This window comes from Pectobacterium artocarpous, from assembly GCF_046159765.1.
GTDB lineage: Bacteria > Pseudomonadota > Gammaproteobacteria > Enterobacterales > Enterobacteriaceae > Pectobacterium.
Genome location: NZ_JBJXVK010000022.1, coordinates 70106 through 91281 on the forward strand (window position 1 = coordinate 70106; position 21176 = coordinate 91281).

21 protein-coding genes and 1 pseudogene are annotated in these 21176 nt (G+C 50.5%); 17 read left to right on the top strand and 5 right to left on the bottom strand.

What is annotated here, in order from left to right; genetic code table 11:
* Positions 1-51 precede the first annotated feature (51 nt).
* From ACKQAD_RS14970 to ACKQAD_RS15015, 10 genes are all read left to right on the top strand, one after another.
* A complete protein-coding gene (locus tag ACKQAD_RS14970; protein WP_409160882.1) occupies positions 52-1923 on the top strand; it encodes an ABC transporter ATP-binding protein in 1872 nt (623 codons plus the stop codon).
* Between the two features lie 115 nt (positions 1924-2038).
* A complete protein-coding gene (locus ACKQAD_RS14975) occupies positions 2039-3580 on the top strand; it encodes a glutathione ABC transporter substrate-binding protein (RefSeq protein WP_039364073.1) in 1542 nt (513 codons plus the stop codon).
* A gap of 18 nt (positions 3581-3598) precedes the next feature.
* Positions 3599-4519 carry an ABC transporter permease gene (locus ACKQAD_RS14980; protein WP_409160883.1) on the top strand — a complete coding sequence of 307 codons (921 nt, stop codon included), beginning with the start codon at positions 3599-3601 and terminating at the stop codon, positions 4517-4519.
* Between the two features lie 8 nt (positions 4520-4527).
* Complete coding sequence (locus ACKQAD_RS14985; RefSeq protein WP_409160884.1) at positions 4528-5427, top strand: ABC transporter permease subunit; 900 nt, start codon at positions 4528-4530, stop codon at positions 5425-5427.
* 26 nt (positions 5428-5453) lie between these two features.
* Positions 5454-6509, top strand: a complete 1056-nt coding sequence (locus ACKQAD_RS14990) for a DmpA family aminopeptidase (RefSeq protein ID WP_409160885.1) — start codon at positions 5454-5456, stop codon at positions 6507-6509.
* Between the two features lie 25 nt (positions 6510-6534).
* A complete protein-coding gene (locus ACKQAD_RS14995) occupies positions 6535-7356 on the top strand; it encodes a M55 family metallopeptidase (protein ID WP_409160886.1) in 822 nt (273 codons plus the stop codon).
* A gap of 60 nt (positions 7357-7416) precedes the next feature.
* Positions 7417-8364, top strand: a complete 948-nt coding sequence (locus tag ACKQAD_RS15000) for an isoaspartyl peptidase/L-asparaginase family protein (RefSeq protein ID WP_409160887.1) — start codon at positions 7417-7419, stop codon at positions 8362-8364.
* 400 nt (positions 8365-8764) lie between these two features.
* Complete coding sequence (locus ACKQAD_RS15005) at positions 8765-9673, top strand: LysR family transcriptional regulator (RefSeq protein ID WP_409160888.1); 909 nt, start codon at positions 8765-8767, stop codon at positions 9671-9673.
* A 97-nt stretch (positions 9674-9770) separates the two neighbouring features.
* Positions 9771-10634 (top strand): YicC/YloC family endoribonuclease, encoded by an 864-nt coding sequence (locus ACKQAD_RS15010; RefSeq protein ID WP_039278589.1) that lies wholly within the window; start codon positions 9771-9773, stop codon positions 10632-10634.
* A 234-nt stretch (positions 10635-10868) separates the two neighbouring features.
* Positions 10869-12152, top strand: a complete 1284-nt coding sequence (locus ACKQAD_RS15015; protein ID WP_409160889.1) for a tyrosine-type recombinase/integrase — start codon at positions 10869-10871, stop codon at positions 12150-12152.
* Here ACKQAD_RS15015 and ACKQAD_RS15020 read toward each other — a convergent pair.
* Both ACKQAD_RS15020 and ACKQAD_RS15025 read right to left on the bottom strand, forming a co-directional pair.
* Positions 12134-12385, bottom strand: a complete 252-nt coding sequence (locus ACKQAD_RS15020; protein ID WP_136164739.1) for a helix-turn-helix transcriptional regulator — start codon at positions 12383-12385, stop codon at positions 12134-12136. The two genes, ACKQAD_RS15015 and ACKQAD_RS15020, sit on opposite strands and share 19 nt — an antisense overlap.
* Before the next feature lie 129 nt (positions 12386-12514).
* Positions 12515-12778: a helix-turn-helix domain-containing protein gene (locus ACKQAD_RS15025; protein ID WP_095835285.1), complete on the bottom strand. Its 264-nt coding sequence runs from the start codon at positions 12776-12778 to the stop codon at positions 12515-12517.
* Positions 12779-12899: 121 nt separating this feature from the next.
* Between ACKQAD_RS15025 and ACKQAD_RS15030 the strand changes: the two genes are divergently transcribed.
* Entirely contained in the window at positions 12900-13163 is a 264-nt protein-coding gene (locus tag ACKQAD_RS15030; RefSeq protein ID WP_039550300.1) for a helix-turn-helix domain-containing protein, read from the top strand.
* A gap of 285 nt (positions 13164-13448) precedes the next feature.
* Here ACKQAD_RS15030 and ACKQAD_RS15035 read toward each other — a convergent pair.
* Positions 13449-13550 (bottom strand): annotated as a pseudogene (locus tag ACKQAD_RS15035) (integrase domain-containing protein); the annotation flags it as partial.
* A gap of 291 nt (positions 13551-13841) precedes the next feature.
* On the opposite strand from ACKQAD_RS15035, the gene ACKQAD_RS15040 reads away from it, so the two are divergent.
* The 3 genes from ACKQAD_RS15040 to ACKQAD_RS15050 all read left to right on the top strand — a co-directional run bounded on the left by ACKQAD_RS15040 (position 13842) and on the right by ACKQAD_RS15050 (position 15868).
* Complete coding sequence (locus ACKQAD_RS15040; RefSeq protein ID WP_409160890.1) at positions 13842-13985, top strand: hypothetical protein; 144 nt, start codon at positions 13842-13844, stop codon at positions 13983-13985.
* A gap of 499 nt (positions 13986-14484) precedes the next feature.
* Entirely contained in the window at positions 14485-14700 is a 216-nt protein-coding gene (locus ACKQAD_RS15045) for a hypothetical protein (protein ID WP_409160891.1), read from the top strand.
* Between the two features lie 58 nt (positions 14701-14758).
* Entirely contained in the window at positions 14759-15868 is a 1110-nt protein-coding gene (locus tag ACKQAD_RS15050; RefSeq protein WP_409160892.1) for a hypothetical protein, read from the top strand.
* Between the two features lie 103 nt (positions 15869-15971).
* Here ACKQAD_RS15050 and ACKQAD_RS15055 read toward each other — a convergent pair whose 3' ends face one another.
* Together ACKQAD_RS15055 and ACKQAD_RS15060 are read right to left on the bottom strand one after the other, a co-directional pair.
* Positions 15972-16829, bottom strand: a complete 858-nt coding sequence (locus ACKQAD_RS15055; protein WP_409160893.1) for an HNH endonuclease — start codon at positions 16827-16829, stop codon at positions 15972-15974.
* Positions 16829-18346 carry an AAA family ATPase gene (locus ACKQAD_RS15060; RefSeq protein WP_409160894.1) on the bottom strand — a complete coding sequence of 506 codons (1518 nt, stop codon included), beginning with the start codon at positions 18344-18346 and terminating at the stop codon, positions 16829-16831. Before ACKQAD_RS15060 ends, ACKQAD_RS15055 begins: the two co-directional genes overlap by 1 nt.
* 747 nt (positions 18347-19093) lie before the next feature.
* Between ACKQAD_RS15060 and ACKQAD_RS15065 the strand changes: the two genes are divergently transcribed.
* The 3 genes from ACKQAD_RS15065 (at position 19094) to ACKQAD_RS15075 (ending at position 21074) form a co-directional block, all read left to right on the top strand.
* Positions 19094-19453, top strand: coding sequence for a helix-turn-helix domain-containing protein (locus ACKQAD_RS15065; protein ID WP_349841870.1), 360 nt, complete (start codon positions 19094-19096; stop codon positions 19451-19453).
* Between the two features lie 8 nt (positions 19454-19461).
* Positions 19462-19983, top strand: a complete 522-nt coding sequence (locus tag ACKQAD_RS15070; RefSeq protein WP_409160895.1) for an ImmA/IrrE family metallo-endopeptidase — start codon at positions 19462-19464, stop codon at positions 19981-19983.
* Between the two features lie 773 nt (positions 19984-20756).
* Positions 20757-21074, top strand: coding sequence for a helix-turn-helix domain-containing protein (locus tag ACKQAD_RS15075; RefSeq protein ID WP_409160896.1), 318 nt, complete (start codon positions 20757-20759; stop codon positions 21072-21074).
* Positions 21075-21176: the final 102 nt, after the last annotated feature.

Below are 21176 nucleotides of genomic sequence, written 5' to 3' on the forward strand. Positions count from 1 at the left end.
GACGCAACTCAACTAACTACAGTAACCCTAAAACCCTCAACCGGAGTGACCATGACGGATATCATGCACGCGGGTGCCGCCACTGCACCCGGTAACGCCCCCAGACCTGTACTGGAAATCGACGACCTGAGCGTCAGTTTTAGTGGCCGTTCCGGCACGCATCAGGCGCTAAAAGGCATTTCCTTTACCGTGAATAAAGGGGAAGTGGTCGCCGTGGTCGGCGAAAGTGGCTCAGGTAAGTCCGTGACGTCACTTACCGTGATGGGGCTGCTGGCGGACTCTGCCAACATCGAACGCGGTGCGCTTCGTTTCACCGCACGCGACGGCCAGCAGCATGACCTGTTGCGCATGAAAGCAGAGGCACGCCGTAAGCTGCGTGGTCGCGATCTCGCCATGATTTTCCAGGAACCGATGACCTCGCTCAATCCGGTGCTGAAAGTCGGCGACCAGCTCACCGAAGCGCTGCTGGATCACAAAATCTGCGATGCCCCCAGCGCGGATAAAAAAGCCCGTGAACTGCTGCACAAGGTACGCATTGCGGACGTCGATCGCGTGATGAAAAGCTACCCGCACTCGCTGTCCGGCGGGATGCGCCAGCGCGTGATGATCGCACAGGCGCTGGCCTGTGACCCGCAGTTGTTGATTGCTGATGAACCGACCACCGCGCTGGATGTCACCGTGCAGGCGCGCATTCTGCAAATCCTGCGCGACCTGCAACAACAGAGCGACATGGCGGTGCTGTTTATTACGCACGATATGGGCGTGGTGGCGGAAATCGCCGATCGCGTGGTGGTGATGTATCGCGGCGAGATCGTGGAGCAAGGCACCGTCGAACAGATTTTTGCCGCACCACAGCACGCGTATACCCAGTCGCTGCTGGCTGCCGTACCGAAGCTGGGCGACATGCGCGACAGCCTCTGGCCGAAGCGCTTCCCGCTGCTAGGGCAGGCTGCCGATCCGGAAAATAGTGAACAGGTCACCGCGCGCTATGACGCCGAGCCGCTGTTGGATATTCGCGGGCTGCGAGTGTATTACCCAATGCGCAGCGGGATTTTATCCACCGTAACTCACCATGTTCACGCGGTCGAGCAAATCGATTTCAACGTCTGGCCGGGCGAAACGCTGGCTATCGTCGGGGAAAGCGGTTGCGGCAAGTCCACCACCGGACGCGCCCTGCTGCGTCTGGTACAGAGCGACGCCGAGAGCATCCATTTTCAGGGCAACGAAATTTCTCAGATGAAAGAGCGTGATTTCCAGCCGCTGCGCCGGGAAATGCAGATGGTGTTTCAAGACCCGTATGCCTCACTCAACCCGCGCCTGACAGTTGGCTTCACCATCGCCGAACCGCTGTTACTGCACGGGCTGGTGAAGTCGCTGGAAGAAGCAACACCGCAGGTGCAGGCGCTGTTGAAAAGCGTTGGTTTGCTGCCTGAGCACGCACGCCGTTATCCGCACGAATTTTCCGGTGGGCAGCGTCAGCGCATCGCGATTGCCCGCGCCATGGCGCTACAGCCACAGGTCATCATTGCTGACGAAGCCGTGTCGGCACTCGATGTGTCCATTCAGGCGCAGGTCGTCAACCTGATGATGGATCTCCAAAAGAAAACCGGCGTGTCGTGGATTTTCATCTCGCACGATATGGCCGTTGTCGAGCGTATCGCCAACCGCGTCGCGGTGATGTATCTCGGCCAGATTGTGGAGATCGGCCCACGCCAGTCGGTGTTTAACGATCCCCAGCACCCGTATACCCGCCGCCTGCTGGCCTCGGTTCCCATTGCCGATCCCACCCGTCGCGGCACACGCCAGTTTGACGACAGCGAAATTCCCTCTCCTTTGCGTAAAGCAGGTGAGGCCGTCGCCAAAACGCGCTACCGAGAGGTTGCGCCGCAGCACTGGGTTGCCGACAACGAATCGGCCGCCTGAAACACGATGTCATTATAGAAATGATGTCGTCATAAAAAAGCGACACATAAATAGCCAGAAAACATACGGTATTCACCACACAACACACGTTCATTGCTGACCAGGAGAGATAACCATGAAGCCATTCGTTCGCCGCTCCGCCGTTGCCCTCGGGCTCTCACTGTGTCTGGCGGCTGTTGCCCAGGCGCAAGACCTTCGCATTTCCATCTATGCCGATATTACCGGGCTCGATCCGCACGATACCTCGGATACGCTGAGCTACTCGATTCAGAGCGGCATCTTCGAACGTCTGTTCCAGTTCGATAATAAAATGAAGCTGGTGCCGCGTCTGGCGACGGGCTATACCAGTAACGACACCGCGACGGAATTCGTCGTTACCCTACGTGAAGGCATCACCTTTCAGGACGGCGCACCGTTCAACGCTGACGCCGTTAAAGCCAACCTCGACCGTCTGGCCGACCAGAGCAAAGGCCTGAAGCGCAACAGCTTGTTTAACATGGTGCAAACCGTCACCGTGCTGTCGCCAACGCAGGTCAAAATCGAGCTGAACAAATCCTTCGGTGCCTTTGTGAACACGCTGGCGCACCCGTCCGCCGTCATGCACAGCCCGGAAGCACTGAAAAAATATCCAGATGAAGCACAGTTGCGCGTCCACCCGGTCGGTACGGGCCCATTCAAATTCACCGAATGGCAGCAAGGTAAAGACGTGAAGCTGGTGAAATTTGACAACTACTGGCAGAAAGGCTGGCCAAAAGTCGACAGCGTGACCTTCTACCCAACACCAGAAGATTCCACTCGTGTGGCGTCACTGAAATCCGGCCAGGTCGATGCCGTGTATCCGCTGCCTTCCGACCTGATCGCCACCGTACAAAGCGACAGCAAGCTGGCGATTCAGCGCGATCCAAGCATTTATCAATTCTGGTTGGCGATGAATAACCTGCGTCCGCCGCTTAACGATATCCGCGTGCGTCAGGCGCTCAACTACGCCATCAACCGTGACATCTGGCTGAAAGTCGGCTTTGCTGGCATGGGGGTTCCTGCCTCCTCGGCAATGGCGCCGGACGTTCAGTTCTTCGCACGCCAGAGTTCACCGAACTACACCTATAACCCAGAGAAAGCCAAGGCGCTGCTGAAAGAAGCGGGCTACGCCAACGGCCTGAGTCTGAAACTGTGGACAACGAACCGCACCGACTACATCCGTAGCGCGCAGTTCTTCAAACAACAGTTAGAGCAGGTTGGCGTCAAAGTCACCGTCACGCCGATGGATTCCGGGATGCGTAACGCCAAGCTGTTTGGCGTGAAAGATCCGAAAGATGCCGAATTTGACCTGTTCTATAACGGCTGGTCGCCATCCACGGGTGATGCTGACTGGGCGCTGCGGCCACTGTTTGCCACCGAGTCCTGGGTGCCAGTCGCGTACAACGTCTCCTACTACAGCAATCCGGTAGCGGATAAAGCGATTACCGCCGGTCTGGCCACCGCCGATGCCGACAAACGTGCCGCCGCTTACGCCGACGCCCAGCGCCAAATTTGGCAGGATGCGCCAGTCGTCTTCCTGGGAACGCCGGACAACATCGTCGGTAAAACCAAGAACCTCGACGGCGTGTACATGCTGGCAGATGGCTCACTGATCTTCGATCAGGCTGAATTTAAGTAATCGGTCAGGGAGAACGCCATGTTTGCTTATATCGTCCGACGTTTGCTGGAAATGATCCCGGTTCTACTGGTGGTCTCCCTGTTAGTGTTCGGTTTTATCAAGCTGTTGCCGGGTGACCCGGCACGTATTTACGCCGGCGCTGACGCAACGATTGAGGCGGTGGAAGCCGCCCGTCAGCAGCTAGGATTAAACGACCCGCTACCGCAGCAGTATGTCAATTGGCTCGGCGGCTTGTTCAGCGGCGATCTGGGTGTGACGTACCGTACACAGCAACCGGTCATCGACGTCATCAGCAAGAGCTTCATGCCCACCATGTGGCTGGCGCTGGCAGGCTTCGTCTGGTCGGTGCTGCTTGGCCTGCTGATCGGCGTGGTGTCCGCGCTCAAGCGGGGAAAATGGCAGGACTGGACGCTGATGAGCTTTGCCGTCGGCGGGATTTCTATGCCGCCATTCTGGCTCGGCCTGTTGCTGATTCAATTTGTGGCTATGCCGTTCGGCGTCTTTTCCGTCAGCGGTTTTAATCAGCCCAGCGACATCATTCTGCCCGCGCTGACGCTCGGGGCATCGGTCGCCGCCGTCATGGCGCGCTTTATCCGCTCCGCGTTTCTGGAAGTCGCGCAGGAAGACTACGTACGTACCGCTCGTTCCAAGGGGCTGCGCAATCGGCTGGTCACCTGGAAGCATGTGATGCGTAACGCCCTGATTCCCGTCATCACCATGCTTGGGCTGCAATTCGGCTTCCTGCTCGGTGGCTCTATCGTGGTCGAAAGCGTGTTTAGCTGGCCGGGTCTGGGCTGGCTGCTGATTGAATCGATCAAGACGCAAGATCAGCCCGTCATTCAGGCGCTGGTAATGCTGTTCGTGTTTGAATTTATTGTCATTAATCTGTTGGTGGACCTGCTGTACGCGGTGGTCAATCCGGCGATTCGCCTACGTTAGGAGACACGATGAACCTTCCTTCCGAACCCGTCGTGGCCGCAGCCACGCTTGATGAAGAGACGATACGTTCGCCGTGGCGCGATTTCGTTCAGGTCTTTATCCGTAACCCGATGGCGCTGGTGTCCAGCAGCTTCGTTCTGCTGCTGGTACTGGTCGCGATTTTCGCCCCCTGGCTGGCACCGTGGAATCCGATGGAGCCAGATTGGGTATCGCTGGCGTCACCACCGTCGGCGGCGCACTGGATGGGCACCGACGATCTCGGACGTGATGTGATGAGCCGTATCATCTACGGCGCACGCATCTCGTTATATATCGGTATCTTTTCCGTCACGCTGGGGATGCTGGTCGGCATCGTGCTCGGCCTGCTGGCGGGATACTACGGCCGCTGGGTCGATACGCTGATCATGCGTGGTTCCGACGTTCTGTTCGCGTTCCCCGGCATGCTGCTGGCGATTGCGGTCGTCGCCATCCTCGGCCCTGGCCTGAATAATGTGATTATCGCCGTTGCCGTCTTCAGCGTGCCGGTCTTCGCCCGCATCGTGCGTGCCTCTACGCTGTCGCTGAAACAGGCGGCTTATGTGGAAGCGGTACGCTGCGCCGGTGCGCCGGATCGCATCGTACTGATGCGACACATCCTGCCCGGCACGCTGCCTAACGTCATCGTCTATTTCACCATGCGTATCGGCACCAGCATCCTGACGGCGGCAGGGCTGAGCTTTATCGGCCTCGGCCCAGAGCCGGACGTACCCGAGTGGGGCAATATTCTGGCGATGAGCCGCAGCCTGATGATGGCGGGTGCCTGGCACGTCAGCGTGTTCCCCGGTCTGGCGATTTTCTTCACCGTGCTGGCGTTTAACCTGCTCGGGGATGCGCTGCGTGATACGCTCGATCCCAAACTGAAAAGCTGAGGACGGCGATGCACGGCGATCACCCGATGAACGACTATCAACAGCAGCAGGCTCTATTGCTACAACGCTGGAAAACGACGCGGCAATTGGGTACACCGCGCTCAGCCAGCGGGCCGCATAACAGCATTAGCGATGTGGCAGGCGTGCGCGTCGGCCACTGCACGCTGGCGGCGGGCGAAGTGCAAACCGGCGTCACGGCGATTGTGCCGCCCGGTGAGAATCTGTTCACCCGCCCGCTGCCCTGCGGCGCGGCGGTGCTAAACGGCTTCGCCAAACCCGTCGGACTGGTACAGATTGAGGAGTTGGGGCTGCTGCAAACGCCCATCCTGCTCAGCAATACGCTGGCAATCGGCACGCTGTTTACTGCGCTGGTGCGCGATGCCATAGCCCGTAATCCTGAACTGGGTCGCACGCTGCCGACGGTGAACCCGCTGGCGCTGGAGTGCAACGACGGCTGGCTGAACGACATTCAGGCGCTGGCCGTCACGGAACATATGGCGCGCCAAGCGCTGGACGACGCAGCGGACAGCTTCACACGCGGCAGCGTTGGCGCCGGACGCGGTATGAGCTGCTTTAGCCTGAAAGGTGGCATCGGCACCGCATCGCGTCTGATCCCCGAGTTAAACGCCACGCTCGGCGTGCTGGTGCTGGCAAACTTCGGCACGCTTTCCTCGCTGACGCTGGACGGCGTACAGATGGGGAACGCTATCGCTCCCCTCCTGCCGGAGCTCGCACCGCAGCAAGACGCGGGATCGATCATCATTATCATGGCGACAGATGCCCCGCTTGACGCACGCCAGCTCAAGCGCATCGCCAAACGTGCGGGCGCAGGATTAGGGCGACTCGGCAGTTACTGGGGACACGGCTCTGGCGATATCGCCGTCGCCTTCTCCACTTGCCCACAGCCACAACCGCCGGAGGACGCGCAGCTTGAACCGCTGTTAAGCGCCGCCGCCGACGCCACCGAACACGCGGTGCTCGACGCCATGCTTCAGGCAGACGCCGTGACCGGTTTTCGCGGCCACCATCGCTCGACGCTGCCACAGGCGTTAGACCGGCTGGCCGAAACGCTTATCCGTTAGGACATTCTTCCGTAGGAAACTGATTATGAAAGTGTTTATTTCTGCTGATATTGAAGGTATCGCTGGCGTGATGCGCCCGGAGCAGTGCAGCCCCGGCACCGCGGAATACCAACTGGCACGCGGCCTGATGGAGCAAGAAGTGAATGCCGCCATCGACGGCGCATTCGCGGGTGGCGCAACAGAAGTGGTGGTCGCCGACAGCCACGCGGCAATGGTTAACCTGCGTGCGGAAAACATCGATGCCCGCGCCCGGTTGGTACAGGGCAAACCGCGCGGCTATTCAATGGTAGAAGGGCTGGAGCAGCAGCAGTTCGACGGCCTGATGTTCATCGGTTACCACAGCGCGGCGGGCGAGTTTGGCGTGCTGTCGCATACCATCAACGGCCGTGCCTTCTACCGCGTGCGCATCAACGGTGAAATCATGGGCGAAAGCGACATCTACGCCGCCGCAGGCGTGGAACAGAAGACGCCACTGTGGCTGGTAAGCGGCGACGACACACTCCAGAGCTGGATCGCCCGCTACTATCCCGACACTCGTTACGCCTGCGTCAAGCGCGCCATTTCGCAACACGCAGCCGAATCCCTCAGCACTGAACAGGCGCGTCAGGTGATTCGCGAGGCGGCACAAGCGGCGGTAGAAAATGCGCACCGCACGCTGAATTCGCGGATTCAGGCCCCCTACCGTCTCGAACTGATGGTGGCAAAGCCGGTACTGGCCGATCTATTCTGTCTGCTGCCGAACATTGAACGTCTGGATGCGATAACCGTAGGGTATACGGCGCAGACCATGCGGGAAATCACCAGCCTGCTGGGTGCCTTTTCCTATCTGGCGACGACGCAAAACTGATTCCGATCTCTCCGCCCCTGATTTCGGGGGCGTAAACCGTTTGAAAAGAGAATTTATCGCATGACGAAACCCGTGATTGTGATCCACGGTGGCGCAGGTGCGCTGACCCGCTCGGCCATGAGCGCTGAAAAAGAGCAACGCTATCTGGCCGCGCTGTCCGAGATTGTCGCCAGCGGACAACGCATTCTGGCTGAAAACGGCAGCGCGTTGGATGCCGTAACGGAAGCCGTCCGTCTGCTGGAAGAGTGTCCGCTCTTCAATGCCGGACACGGCTCGGTCTTCACCCACGCGGAAACCCATGAACTGGACGCCAGCATCATGGACGGACGTTCGCTGGATGCCGGTGCAGTCAGTTGCGTCAGCCATATCCGCAACCCGATTCTGGCGGCGCGTACCGTGCTCGAAGCCAGCCCGCATGTGATGTTTACCGCCGACGGCGCGGAAGCCTTTGCACAACAACACGGTCTGGAAAGGGTTGATCCTACGTTTTTTTCCACTGAAGAACGTCGCCAGCAGCTGCATAATGCACAGGCCGGCTCAGGCCGCGTCATTCTCGACCACGACGGCCAGAACGACCCTATCGATCCCGACCGTAAATTCGGCACCGTCGGCGCAGTCGCGCTCGACAGCGCGGGGAATCTCGCAGCGGCAACCTCAACGGGCGGTATGACCAACAAACAGGCTGGACGCGTCGGCGATAGCCCCATCATCGGCGCAGGTTGCTACGCCAATAACCAGACGGTGGCCGTTTCCTGCACCGGGACGGGCGAAGTCTTTATGCGCGCCGTCGCCGCCTATGATGTCTCCGCACTGATGGAATACGCCGGGCTGACGCTACAACAGGCCAGCGATCGCGTGGTGATGGAGAAACTCGTGCAAATGGACGGCAGCGGCGGGATGATTGCCGTCGACAAAGCCGGCAACATCGCCCTGCCGTTCAACAGCGAGGGGATGTACCGCGGCTATGGTTACGTGGGCGAAGAACCCACCGTCGATATCTATCGTTAATTTGCCAGCACATCGAAACAGATCGCCCAATATCAGTGCAACGCACCAGTATTGGGCATCAAAATAGTGCGCAAAACCACCTCATCGCTACTCTATCGACCATTCATCGCAGCCTTATACCCTAAATAATTCGAGTTTCAGGAAGGCGGCAAGAGAGGGAGTCCCGATGAGCTTACTCAGGTAAGTGATTCGGGTGACTGACAAACTTGCCATAGGCAGGTTTGAACGCTGCTTGCAGCGGCTCCAACGGGGAGAGGCACACGCGAGTGTGCCGAGTAACGTAGCCAACGCACATGCAACTCGAAGTATGACGGGTATATAACCTGGCGTAATAATTGCAGAACTTTTGGTTATTACTCATACGATGCTCATCAGAAAGCATCCGCCGGAGCCTGCAACCATGCGATTACGCCATATTGAAATCTTCCAGGCCATTGTTCAGGCAGGCACCATTAGTGGTGCCGCCCGTTTGCTCAACGTCTCTCAGCCCAACGTCAGCCGGGTTTTGAATCATGCGGAACAACAGTTGGGCTTTTCCCTTTTTGAGCGTCGCACACAGGGGATGGTCGCCACCGAAGAAGGGCTGCGCCTCATCCCGAAAGTGCAGGAACTGTTCAGACACCTGCAAAGCATCAGTTCCCTCACCGAACAAATCAAAACCAGCAAAGCCCACTCTGTACGGTTGGGTGCGGCGCACGCATTCGGGCAGATGATTGTCGCGCCAACGCTGGTGGAATTTCATAAGCAGGCAGCGTTGGTTAACGTCGAACTCGTCACTGAACACTTCAGCACGCTGTGCCAGAACATCCTGCAAAATCAGCTCGATTTCGCGCTGATTTTTGGTCAGCAGGTGCCGTCTGAACTATTGGCGGAGCCGCTGTTCCAGTCCACGATGGTCGCCCTGTTGCCGAAGAACAGCCCAGTGAACGGCCCAGTGTCACTGGAATGGCTGTGCAACAACAATCTGCTGATGATGCAGCATCAAGACCCACTCGGTCAGGTGGTACACCGTGCGTTGCGCGACAAGGCGCTACAGCCAGCGGCCTCACTCTACATCAAAACCTACTCGGTGATTGCCGATATGGTGCTGGCGGGCGGCGGCGCAGGCATCGTTGATCTCTTTACCGCCTGCCGCTATGCCGATCAACTCAAAATTGTCCCTATCGACCAGCCACTGCCTTTTGAAGTCACCCTGATTAGCCGTCGTGATAACCCACAATCACAAGCGACGTTGCAACTGAAACAGATGATGAAAAACCGCTGTCGGGAGATTGCCAGACAGAATGAGACCCTGCTTTACGCCGCCTGACTCACGACAGACACCACACCACGGACGGTTTTTCCTATCCCCCACGGGGGCGCAACGCTATAATCCTTCTCATCATTTGCTTTACAGGTATGCACCAATGATTCGCAGCATGACCGCTTACGCCCGCCGAGAAATCAAGGGCAACTGGGGAAGCGCAGCCTGGGAACTGCGTTCCGTTAACCAGCGCTATCTGGAAACCTATCTTCGTTTGCCGGAACAATTCCGCAGCCTCGAACCCGTCGCTCGTGAGCGTATCCGCGCCCGTTTGACCCGTGGAAAAATCGAATGCAACCTGCGTTTTGAACTCGACCCGAGCGCACAAAGTGCGCTTATCCTGAACGAAAAGTTGGCGAAACAGCTGGTTAATGCCGCCAATTGGGTCAAAATGCAGAGTGACGAAGGGGAGATCAACCCGGTTGATATTCTACGCTGGCCCGGCGTGATGTCGGCAGAAGAGCAAGATCTGGACGCGATCAGCGCCGAACTGCTAACCGCGCTGGAAGGCGCGCTGGATGACTTCATCGCCGCGCGTGAAAGCGAAGGCAACGCGTTGAAAGCGCTGATCGAACAGCGTCTGGCAGGCGTCAGCGCCGAAGTCGTCAAAGTACGCGCCCAGATGCCGAACATCCTGCTATGGCAGCGCGAACGCCTGCAAAGCAAGCTGGAAGATGCGCAGGTACAGCTGGAAAATAACCGTCTGGAACAGGAACTGGTGCTGATGGCGCAGCGCGTCGACGTCGCCGAAGAACTTGACCGCCTCGACGCTCACGTCAAAGAAACCTACAAAATCCTGAAAAAAGAAGAGGCCGTCGGCCGCCGCCTCGACTTCATGATGCAGGAATTCAACCGCGAATCGAACACGCTGGCCTCGAAATCCATCAACGCCGACGTCACCGCATCAGCCATTGAGTTGAAAGTGCTGATCGAGCAAATGCGGGAACAGATCCAAAATATCGAATAATTTCCACCCTGTTCCACCAACTGCCACAACGCCCTGTTTTCAGGGCGTTTTTGTTGCCATCAACGTCTACCGCGTGCTACCCGAATCCACCGAAATCCACTGCCAAGTGGGTAGTACATTGGGTAGTATCCTCGCTTTACAAGCCAAAATGTTCGTTTTATAACCTGTACTACCCACTTTTTCTCACAGGCCACGATTGACGGGCGCTGGCGGGATATCTTAGGGAGGCAGGACATGGGAAATCTGACCGTTAAAGCCATACAGTCCATCCTGAAAGCAAGCCGTCCCGGACGATACAACGACGGACAGGGGCTGTATCTGATGCTGCCACAGCGCGGCGAACCTTACTGGATGCTGCGCTATACCCTGAACGCCAAACGCCGTTCGCTCACGCTGGGCAAGCCGTCCGATCTGTCGCTGGCGGAAGCCCGCTCTCAGGCCGAAGACGCCCGCAGGAAGGTCAGGAAAGGCGACGATCCCATCGCCGAACGTAAACGCAATCGCCCCGCCAGAATCCATACCGTCAACGATCTGTTTAACGACTGGAAACAGGATTTGGTGCGACGCCTTAAGCACCCGCATATCCCACAGCGGATCTTCGCCAGAGAGATCGCGCCACACATTGGCGAGCTGGCGTTAGGCAAGGTCACACCGCTGGACATACGCGCCATCATCCAGCAAATCACCGCCAGCGGCAGGCCCTGCACCGCCAACGATGCGCTGATGTACCTGAAACAACTGTTTAATCACGGCATAAAACTTGGGCTTCTCGTCCATAACCCGGCGGCGGCATTCAAGGTGGATGATGCGGGCGGCATTGAAAAAAGCCGCGATCGGGCGTTGAGTCTGGAAGAGTTGACGCAGGTTTTTCAGGTATTCCGCAGCCAGAGCGACAGCTTCACTCGCGATAACTATCTGGCTTGCGCATTACTGATTGTGCTTGGCGTACGCAAAAGCGAACTGACCGAAGCCCAATGGGATGAATTTTCCCTCGAAGACGCAACGTGGGAACTGCCTGCGACAAGGAGCAAATCGGGCGTCGCTATCGTCATTCCCCTACCCCCGCTGACGCGGGAATGGCTGCGTGAATTGAAGATACGCGCCTGCGGTTCAGCGTATGTATTCCCCAACCGCCGGGCCAGCAGTTCGCCGCATATGGGCAGCGATACCCTCAACCGGGCGATCGCCAAACTTTTCGGCCGCGAACCGGGAAGAAAAATTCAACCGCCCAATCGCATGGGTGAACTTGAACCGTTCACCGTACACGACCTGCGCCGCACCTGCCGCAGCCTACTGGCCGCGTTAGGCGTTCCGGGCTATGTCGCCGAACGGTGCCTTAATCATAAGCTGAAAGGCGTTGAAGGCATTTACGATCGGTATGATTACTTTGAGGAGCGGCGGGAAGCGCATTGTAAACTGGCAGACCTCGTTAAGCCGATTATTGAGAACAACGAGCTGCACAGCGTTTCGAACGAACAGAGCAATAACGTGGACAAGCGCTATTTTTTCGTAGGGTGATAATTCAGAATGATTTCGGCAAGATCGTCTTCGACGGTATAAAAATAGCAGGCAGGAACATCAAGCACCGCCGCCAGTCGGCAGGCAAGATCAAAATCAGGCGTATGCACACCGCGCTCATATTGGTTCATCCGCGCGCTGGCCGTGGCTTCATCAATACCCGCCAGAACCCCAAGCCGCTGTTGCGACAGGCCCGCTCTTAGTCTGGCTTCTTTTAAACGATATGGCAGCATGGGGATCCCGACTTACACGATATGTAAGCCGTAGTTTTCACGCTAACCTATTGAAAATATACTAAGCATTACTTAGTGACGCTTTCTCAACTACGCGTTTTTATTGCTTAAATCCAGAAAGGGAGAGATTTAAAAAGCGTCGGTATTTTTCTGGCGGGCGTAAGTAAGGATGATTTCCGCTAAATCATCTTCAACGGTATAAAAATAACTGGCAGGGGTATTCAACACAGCGGCTAATCTACACACCAGTTCAAAATCAGGAGTATGCACGCCGCGCTCATACTGATTCATCCGTGCGCTGGCCGTCGCCTCATCGATACCGGCGAGCACACCAAGCTGCTGCTGCGATAAACCGGCTTTTAATCTGGCTTCCTTCAAACGATATGGCAGCATGAGAATCCCGACCGACTGGATAACCAGCGGTGATTTTCATGTCTGCCTGTTGAAAATGTACTAAGTATTACTTAGTATTGATGTTGAAAAATTATTCTGTCTCTACGAGCAAGGAGGAAGCATGACTAACAAAATTGATATGCATCCGGCAGACATAATTGCCTCGTTACACAAGAAAAAGATAACGATGGCAGCGGTATCCCGGCAGGCAGGATTAAGCTCTTCAACGCTGGCGAACGTGCTTACCCGCCCGTGGCCGAAAGGCGAATTTCTGATCGCGGAGGCATTAGGTATTCATCCATCGGAGATCTGGCCGAGCCGCTACTTCGATGAAGAAGGTAACCTGATTGAACGCCACAAGCAGATCAGAAAAAAATCCGCCTGACTTCCCCCATTTTCACCCGACTTGCAGACGGATCATGTTTTCCCCCACCAGAAAACGACGATCTGGCGTTCAACCCCGTCAGCATGCGGTTTTTGGTCATTCTCCCCACCTGACTCCGCTATATACGTGGATAGTGGGGGAACCCGGTTTTTTTGGGCCGGGTTCCCCCACCAGTACCACATTGATAACACTTAATTCCCCACCTCTGCGCGAATCTGATCTTTTCCCCTGGCTGGCGGGGTTGCCTGAATAACGTGAACTGATGAGCCAGCCAGAGGAAAGAGCCTACGCCGTTCTACCGTAGACTTGCTGCACATACTGCCCGCGCCCGTCTCCATGCCCTAAATCCATCGACACCAGTGAGCTGGCTTCCCGGTTGCTGAAACCGGGTATGGCTGCCGCCAGCCTGTCGGACTAGCGTTTGCATCTCCCGGCTTAATCGTGACATATGCTATCCCCTCATCCTCAATAACCTCTGTTCTCCGGCGCACGGCGATTTACGACACGGATTTACCGTGCCGCGCTGAACAATACCTGCGCGCCGGAGCGGCAGCGGTTGAGGTATGACGGGGATATCGGTTATGCACTCGGTGCAGCCGCCTGCATCAGCAGGGTAATCCCCTCAGGCTGAAAGCCTGCCTCAGGTATCGGTTCAGTCCTCCTCTGATAAGTGGGTCGATGAGAATTGACGCAGAAAATGTGCGTCAGATGACAGGTCGCGCCGGAAAGCGCTGTGGCGTAAGGGCTGGCGCAGAGATCGTTCGCGGCGTCACTTGCAACGGCTTTACGCCGTATGAAGTGACGCCGCTGCCTCATGGGTAAGCTAGGCTGAGGCAGTAAAAGGCCGCAGACGGTTGCGCCAGCTATAAAGGGTGTTGTACGCATCAGTACGTATACAAAAAGCAGTTGCTTCACAAAGAACAAACGGGATGCAGCCCTAAGGCGTTGGGATAAGGTTGCTACCATCGCCACAGCGATCACGCGCAAACTGGTAGCGAGGCGGGTTGGGATCGACCACACAGGTTGGTCCTGCGCGTTGCCTTGAAGGTCGTGGCAACATGGGAGTGCTGCTTGCAGCAGCGGTGTAACACTGACAACTTACTGCGCTAAAATCCGTATATCAAGCGGCTAACGCGCTGCGCTTGTTGGCTCCTTACTGGACTTCTATTCCATAGAAATCCAGTAAGGAGCACTAGGGTCTACTAACAGTAGAACAAAAAAATAAAATGTGGTGGTAAGTAAGTCCACTCAGTCATAAAATATATGTTATTAATAAATATAATGATATTAACATCTTATTTTAGGCTAAGAGAATACTACTATGAGTGCAACCAAAGAAGATCTAAATGATTTTGAATTTATCATTTCAGAAGCCATCAGAATTAAAAAAGGACTGAATACAGAACACCCCATTGAATTTCTAAAAAAGGAATACAATGGAAAACATGGTCCTATTGGTATGATTATAGACACACCAAACAACGCTAATGAAATAACGCCTAAGGACCCAAAAAAAACAAATTTATCTATCATGTGAATCTAATAATAGATTATATAAAATCGCACAAAGAAAAATAAAATCATATAAACTGGAAATGTTAGTCACCGCATCAGAATTATATAGTGACTTGAGAGATTCACTATATAATAATATTTTCATAAATAAAAATGAATTCGATAAAAATAAATATACAAAAATAATAAATGATGCTGTTAAGTTAGCAAAGAGAAAAATGATAAGTGAAGATTTTTATTTCCCAATTCTAGCTCATGGATTAGGGAAAAGAAAAGTGGCCATTGGACCGTCAGAAATACTCCCAAGATGTGAAGTTTTTGAATATGCAGAAAAAAATATAGAAATCTCCATCATTTCTAAAGCTAAAAATTTTTGCGATGCACATACATTTGCCTTTGAGCATTTCTTAAAAGTAACGATAAGCAAACGCTCTAAAGAAAGCAGAATACGGTTTTCAAAACAAATTGCAAATTTTATAGTTGGGATTTTACATTTGTTCAGTGAACATTATGGGATATCACCCGAGTTGATCTCTTTATCCTTCAACCCATTCCCAAATTATAATGGATTTTATTTTTCCAAGAAAGATGATAAAAATATTTCTTATAACTTCTCCAGTAAGGGAAGAATATTATGGAGCGATAAGTTCTGGATAAAATTCCAAGAAGATATCGGTGGGGATTTAGGTATTGTTTTGAATGAGGTCATTAAATTAGCTATCGAACCCAAAGATGATTCTGTTATAACTGATAGGCTTATTGATGCAATTTATTTTTTTAGCAGTGCTCTTCAAGACAAAGATGAAAGTTCAAAGTTAATTAAGCTAACAACAGCATTAGAGCGATTGGTTAGCCTTTCTAGTGAAAAAAACAATGATAATATTTCATTAAATTTCAGGAATCGCGTAGCTATGTTAGTTAGTGCTTATCACGGTGAATTTGAGAAATGGTATAGCGTAGCACAGGAAATGTATAAGCTTCGGTCTAAAATCGTTCATGGCTCATGGTCCTTATACAGAGATATAGAGCCGTTATATGCTAGTAAATATAGTGAACTAACAAGCAAAGCCATATTATCCGCTTGTATAGGATTTTATCAACTTGGGCTAGAGAGTAAAAATAACGATGAAATTTTAGAAAAACTCTATAATTTCCTTCAAAAAGAAATTAAAAAAGAAGAAGAAAACTGAAACGGGCACGGGCACATATCGAAATTATTCGTATATAACATCTCAATCTTGAGATGAAAGTTATAAGTTAACTTCTTTATCAAATGATCGTTCCTATAATATATTATAGGCTATCTAACAAAGCTACATGCATCACTCTTTCCCAGTAGTTAACAAAAGGTGCAGAATTAATAACGGGTCTGATTAAAGAATTTTTTATTTCTTCAATGGACAAACCCAGTCTAGTCAATGCTTGTATCTGTGATAGTAAAGTAATAAACCTAGCTCCTGCTTCTTTTGAAAATCTCACATCCAAGCAAAAATCATTAAAGTGCTTTTCTGCCCTCTGCTTATGTACATTTTCCCAATGCTCTGGAGGACGAGTAAAGAACTTGAACACTCCGGGCTCTCCTTCTTCACCAACAATATATTGAGCAAAAATCCATTGCTCATTAAAATAACGCACATCATCTAAGTAGGGGTGAATGATTTGTTCTTCTTCTGTACGAGCAAAATCATCACCTTTACCATCCATGTTGCAATCTCTGCAAGAAGGAATCAAGTTGATAGGTAACACAGAAAATTGAGGATAATGAGCCTTTGGCAAGTAGTGATCTAGGTTCCTAGGTCGACCAATACCACCACAAAAGGGACATTTTTCATTCGCCGCGGCCATCATAGCATCATAAATAACACGCCCTGGCTTATCTTTTTTGACAAAATAATTACTGTATATTTTCAGAAAATCAGTTTTTTTTAATTCCCCTAAAACAATGGGATCGACATCATCCTGATAGAGAAGCGACTGTATTGTGTATAACTCCCCCAAAATAGCAGATGCTACATAATTATTGGCTTGAATTTTCAAAAATTTTTTAGCATTATTTAATTTCTGTAATAAAACTTTATTTCCAGTGATACCTGAAATACAATTATCTATTGCTTGTTCACATGTATAAATTGGTTTCGTTAACCGCATCATCAGTCAGTATCCCTATCGCGATGAGTAACCAGAGCTTTCAATATTGCCCTTGCTTCCAAACCAAGTTGCTCATGATATTCTTTAACAATTTCTTGATAAGTTCCCCCATTTTCAACCGACTTTACCAACAAATCATGAAAACCAGACTTTGTCACCTCTAAACCAAAAACTTCTCTTGTCAATACACCGACATTTTCACCAAATGTTTCGACGTCTGGTCTACGAGGAGCACTGACTAAGCCAACTCGATTAATTTTCCATACGCAAGACCTAGGAACTTCTTGCAAAACAACAGGAGAATGTGTCGCTATAATAGCCACGCCATTTCTATCATTTAAAAGCTCAGCTAATGATCGAATAAAAGCTGATAGCAACGGTGGATGAAGATGGCTTTCTGGTTCATCAATTAAAATAAGAGTTTTTTCCTCAACTACAGCTACTAACTTAGTTATTGTTAATAGTACCACTGCATGTCCTGAGCTCATTTTTTTTATCGTTTTTAAAGCTTTTTCATATAATTCTTTATCAGAACAACACATAAGATCTTTTAGTGACATGAATGCAAAATTTTCATCAGATTCTAATGTATGTATTGCATTTAGCCATCTATCTCGTTTGTTTTTTTGACTAAAACAAGCTACTAAAGCTTGAATAAACTCTTCATGAATATCATGGAGCCCTTTTAGATTATCATCTTTCTTTTTTAAACCTATATAGAAGTAACATGTACCGAGAGAAGGATTAGGTTGTTCTTGCGGAGGTTCAAACGGATCAAATGCACTAAAAGAGACTGAAACTAAACTACTGAAATAATCGTTGCCAATCGGATCTTCACTCCAACTTTCAATATCATAAAATTTTATTTCTGATTGACCTTTACTAGTAATTGCTTCAATCATTCCATTTAATAACGTTGTTTTTCCCACTCCATTCCTACCAATTATTGCATGTATATTGGTACTTGGTTTAGACTCAACATTTACTTTGAATATCAGCTCAATTTTAGACATTTTCTCTTGTTCTGGTCGCACAAATTTGAATTCAAAATTTGTGAGTGGGGGGTTCCCCGCTAATACACGAACAAATTGCCCTTTAATTACCGATAAACTAACATCCCTTAACAATGAGGTTTTAAAAACATCCTCGTCCTGCGCAAGAGTAAATAAATTCTGGTCAAAAACAATATCTTTTAATGCATTGAGTAAAAAATTTTTTATACTCTCTGATAGAGAAAATATTCTCTGATAATAATCTACATCTTGGCCTAATGAAAAATACCCCTCAGGTAAACACTTAAATTTATTTTCTAACATTGAGTAGGTATTTTTTTCTATTGTCTGCCCTTGAAATCCGATTTTCACATTCCCAATGTCATGCATAGTTCCTTTCTCATCATGCAAACAGAGATGAAACATGGTAACAAACGAATAATCATTCCAACGGTCAATATGTAAATATGCAGTATTAAAACCTGACTGAGGAATACGCTGATCTCTAGGTATAATGAAAATATTCATATTACATTCCTTATTCCTCATTACAAAAATCATCCTGCTATTTCACTACGCCAACCAAATATAATCTCAACAGAGCCTAGCATGATAAACGAATTTTTGAGAAAAATGCCGACTATGTTAGTTACCCTTGTCCCGATTTACACAACTTTTTGTACAAAATCAATAATTTTCTCCTCGAAAAAACGTTTCCCCCAATAAGAACACAATAATATTTTTTAGTGAAAAATTCCTGTATATCAGTATATTAATTAAAGCAATGCTAGTTAAAGCGTCTAGCTCACCATCAACACCCCAAACGGGTAGTACATCGGGTAGTAAACCGCCGCAACCACAGACAAAATGCTACTAACAAGCTAATTTCTAATACCTTTTATTCATATTCAATAAACAGATCCAAAATATTGAGTGATTTTCGTATCGCTTAAACTGCTCATATAATGCCCTATTTTCAGGGCATTTTTGATGATTGACTATCATAGAGAAGCAACAAAGCGCATGATTACCGTGCACACAAAGGTGTACCTATGAAAAAGCTACGCAGTGATTTGCGGTACACTCCATTATTAAACGTTCAAGTGAAACTCCAAAAACTTAAAATTCTTCATCTGTTAAAAGATAACTAACACCACCTACAAAAGAACATTAATCAACAAAAATAAGTTGATTAATTTTGTGATTTGCGTTAATATAATAATAGGCAAGCATTCCAACACGCTTGCTGAACCAGTAATCAGTGAGGATATAACTATGTTAACGCCGTTTGGTAAGACAGTTAGAAAAATGCGCATAGACCTCGGCCTAACGCTAAAAAGCATGGCTGAATCTATGGGGATGACTTCGTCTTATCTTTCAGCAATTGAAACTGGTAAAAGGGCTGTCACTAAACCCGTACTTGATAGCATCATTGGCTATCTCAATGCAGATGAAAAACAAAAAGAAAAGCTTATCAATGCGGCTCGTGACTCTCAGCAATCAGTCGAGATCAGCTTGTCAGGTAAGAACGGGAATGCCCGTGAAGTCGCAATTGCGTTTGCTCGCAGCTTCGATGAGTTAAGTGAAGAAGATTTCCGTAATTTACGTCAAATTTTGCATAAGAAAGAACTGTAGGAGGCTATTTGAGCGGACAAGATTACCGTGTACCCCCACAAAACCGCGAGTCAATTCGCGCATTTGTCAGGTCACTGCGGACAACGTTCGGCATTACAGGTTTAAAATTTCCTGTTATGGAGGTAATTGAGTTCGCGTTGCCCCAGTTGATACCCGACTTTGAACTCCAGATCGGTGGGGTGAACGAGATGGGCGAAACACATGGATTAACGTACCCTCAGGATCATTTATTGATTCTTCGTGAGGATATTTATGAGGGGGCTTTAAATGGTGTTGGTCGAGATCGTATGACTGCAGCGCATGAACTGGGACACTTGCTTATGCATAAGAACATCGCGTTTGCCCGGGCAGCACCAGGTGTCAAAATAAGGCCTTTCGAGAGTAGCGAATGGCAAGCTAAGTGTTTTAGCGGAGAACTATTAGTTCCGGCAACTCATGCTAACGTTTTGAAAGGGATGACAACCGAACAAATCGCTACTGAATGCGGGGTATCGCTTATCGCGGCACAATACCAATTAGCAAAAATGTAAAACCCCCCTGCAAGGCGCCAACCAATGCAAGGGGCTTTTAGGTGATGAAACTGAGAGGCATCACCACCGTGAACAACTTCAATAGACGACCCGAAAATAACACCTTCGGGGAAGAGGTTCAAGGGAAAAAATCTCTCTCAGTAAGGAGGTGTTTTATGAATGAGTTTACGTTCTATAGTAAAAAAAGCGGCCCCAAAAGGTTTCCGCTGGGTTTTCTGCCGTTACCGCAAGGTGCGGGGGAAATCCAACAAAGTGCTCGATGCTCATGAGTACGGTTATGAAGCATGGGCTTTCTTAGTCCGTTGCTGATAACAGAGCGGTGTAGACAATACACCGCTTTTTTTATTGTCATCACACAATGCATTTTCGAGTAAGCAGCATAGTGGTTACGGCAAACAACATGCCGGAGGTTGCTCACGCGGCGAAAACATACGGAACGTGCTTATTAAAAACCGGCGTGAATTTGGACAGGCTAAGATGGCTTACCTGCGTCACTTCATGGCAAGGCTTTATGCAGGCTGACTTACAACGTGATTGATCACAAAGTTCGCCTTAAATTATTCCTCATTATATGTCGATAAAAACCGATTATATCGACATGTTTTTGCCTTATGTCGACGCGATAAACATAATCCAGCAACTATCGATACATTGGATTGGTAGGTAGATGTCATCAACCCCACCTTCCTAGAAGGTGGGGTTATCACTAACCAAACTAATAACTACGATATACGTAGTATCTAAGACCTTTCATACCTACGAATATCGTAGTTATGAATACTCGTCAGCAACATCGTGATATTTTCAGTCAACGTCTCAAGGATGCCCGATTGTTTAGGGGGCTGTCTCAGAAAGGGCTGGGTATTGCAGCCGGAATTGATGAGTTCGTAGCAAGCGCCCGAATTAACCGTTATGAGAAAGGCGTGCATGAAGCCAATCTCGTCACCGCCAGCCGTTTGGCTGAGGCACTCGATGTTCCCCTCGCCTATTTCTATGCCGCTGATGATAATCTGGCAAAAATGATTCTGACATTCGCAGAGTTATCCGCAACAGAGCAAACGGCGCTACTCAATTCTCTGGAAAATAAATAGCTTTCCAGACGTTCATTACGTCTTATCGCCCCTTATTTTTACCTTTCGATCGGCTTTGTTGAATAAATCGAACTTTTGCTCAATCTCAGGATCAGATCACGC

What these genes read in the sequence shown, in the direction of transcription:
- ACKQAD_RS15060 (WP_409160894.1), bottom strand. Translation starts at nt 18,346, where the DNA reads ATGAATATTTTCATTATACCTAGAGATCAGCGTATTCCTCAGTCAGGT.
- ACKQAD_RS15065 (WP_349841870.1), top strand. Translation starts at nt 19,094, where the DNA reads ATGTTAACGCCGTTTGGTAAGACAGTTAGAAAAATGCGCATAGACCTC.
- ACKQAD_RS15050 (WP_409160892.1), top strand. Translation starts at nt 14,759, where the DNA reads ATGTTAGTCACCGCATCAGAATTATATAGTGACTTGAGAGATTCACTA.
- ACKQAD_RS15005 (WP_409160888.1), top strand. Translation starts at nt 8,765, where the DNA reads ATGCGATTACGCCATATTGAAATCTTCCAGGCCATTGTTCAGGCAGGC.
- ACKQAD_RS15020 (WP_136164739.1), bottom strand. Translation starts at nt 12,385, where the DNA reads ATGCTGCCATATCGTTTAAAAGAAGCCAGACTAAGAGCGGGCCTGTCG.
- ACKQAD_RS15075 (WP_409160896.1), top strand. Translation starts at nt 20,757, where the DNA reads ATGAATACTCGTCAGCAACATCGTGATATTTTCAGTCAACGTCTCAAG.
- ACKQAD_RS14995 (WP_409160886.1), top strand. Translation starts at nt 6,535, where the DNA reads ATGAAAGTGTTTATTTCTGCTGATATTGAAGGTATCGCTGGCGTGATG.
- ACKQAD_RS15000 (WP_409160887.1), top strand. Translation starts at nt 7,417, where the DNA reads ATGACGAAACCCGTGATTGTGATCCACGGTGGCGCAGGTGCGCTGACC.
- ACKQAD_RS15040 (WP_409160890.1), top strand. Translation starts at nt 13,842, where the DNA reads ATGAGAATTGACGCAGAAAATGTGCGTCAGATGACAGGTCGCGCCGGA.
- ACKQAD_RS15030 (WP_039550300.1), top strand. Translation starts at nt 12,900, where the DNA reads ATGACTAACAAAATTGATATGCATCCGGCAGACATAATTGCCTCGTTA.
- ACKQAD_RS14980 (WP_409160883.1), top strand. Translation starts at nt 3,599, where the DNA reads ATGTTTGCTTATATCGTCCGACGTTTGCTGGAAATGATCCCGGTTCTA.
- ACKQAD_RS15010 (WP_039278589.1), top strand. Translation starts at nt 9,771, where the DNA reads ATGATTCGCAGCATGACCGCTTACGCCCGCCGAGAAATCAAGGGCAAC.
- ACKQAD_RS14985 (WP_409160884.1), top strand. Translation starts at nt 4,528, where the DNA reads ATGAACCTTCCTTCCGAACCCGTCGTGGCCGCAGCCACGCTTGATGAA.
- ACKQAD_RS15015 (WP_409160889.1), top strand. Translation starts at nt 10,869, where the DNA reads ATGGGAAATCTGACCGTTAAAGCCATACAGTCCATCCTGAAAGCAAGC.
- ACKQAD_RS15025 (WP_095835285.1), bottom strand. Translation starts at nt 12,778, where the DNA reads ATGCTGCCATATCGTTTGAAGGAAGCCAGATTAAAAGCCGGTTTATCG.
- ACKQAD_RS15055 (WP_409160893.1), bottom strand. Translation starts at nt 16,829, where the DNA reads ATGATGCGGTTAACGAAACCAATTTATACATGTGAACAAGCAATAGAT.
- ACKQAD_RS15045 (WP_409160891.1), top strand. Translation starts at nt 14,485, where the DNA reads ATGAGTGCAACCAAAGAAGATCTAAATGATTTTGAATTTATCATTTCA.
- ACKQAD_RS14990 (WP_409160885.1), top strand. Translation starts at nt 5,454, where the DNA reads ATGAACGACTATCAACAGCAGCAGGCTCTATTGCTACAACGCTGGAAA.
- ACKQAD_RS14970 (WP_409160882.1), top strand. Translation starts at nt 52, where the DNA reads ATGACGGATATCATGCACGCGGGTGCCGCCACTGCACCCGGTAACGCC.
- ACKQAD_RS14975 (WP_039364073.1), top strand. Translation starts at nt 2,039, where the DNA reads ATGAAGCCATTCGTTCGCCGCTCCGCCGTTGCCCTCGGGCTCTCACTG.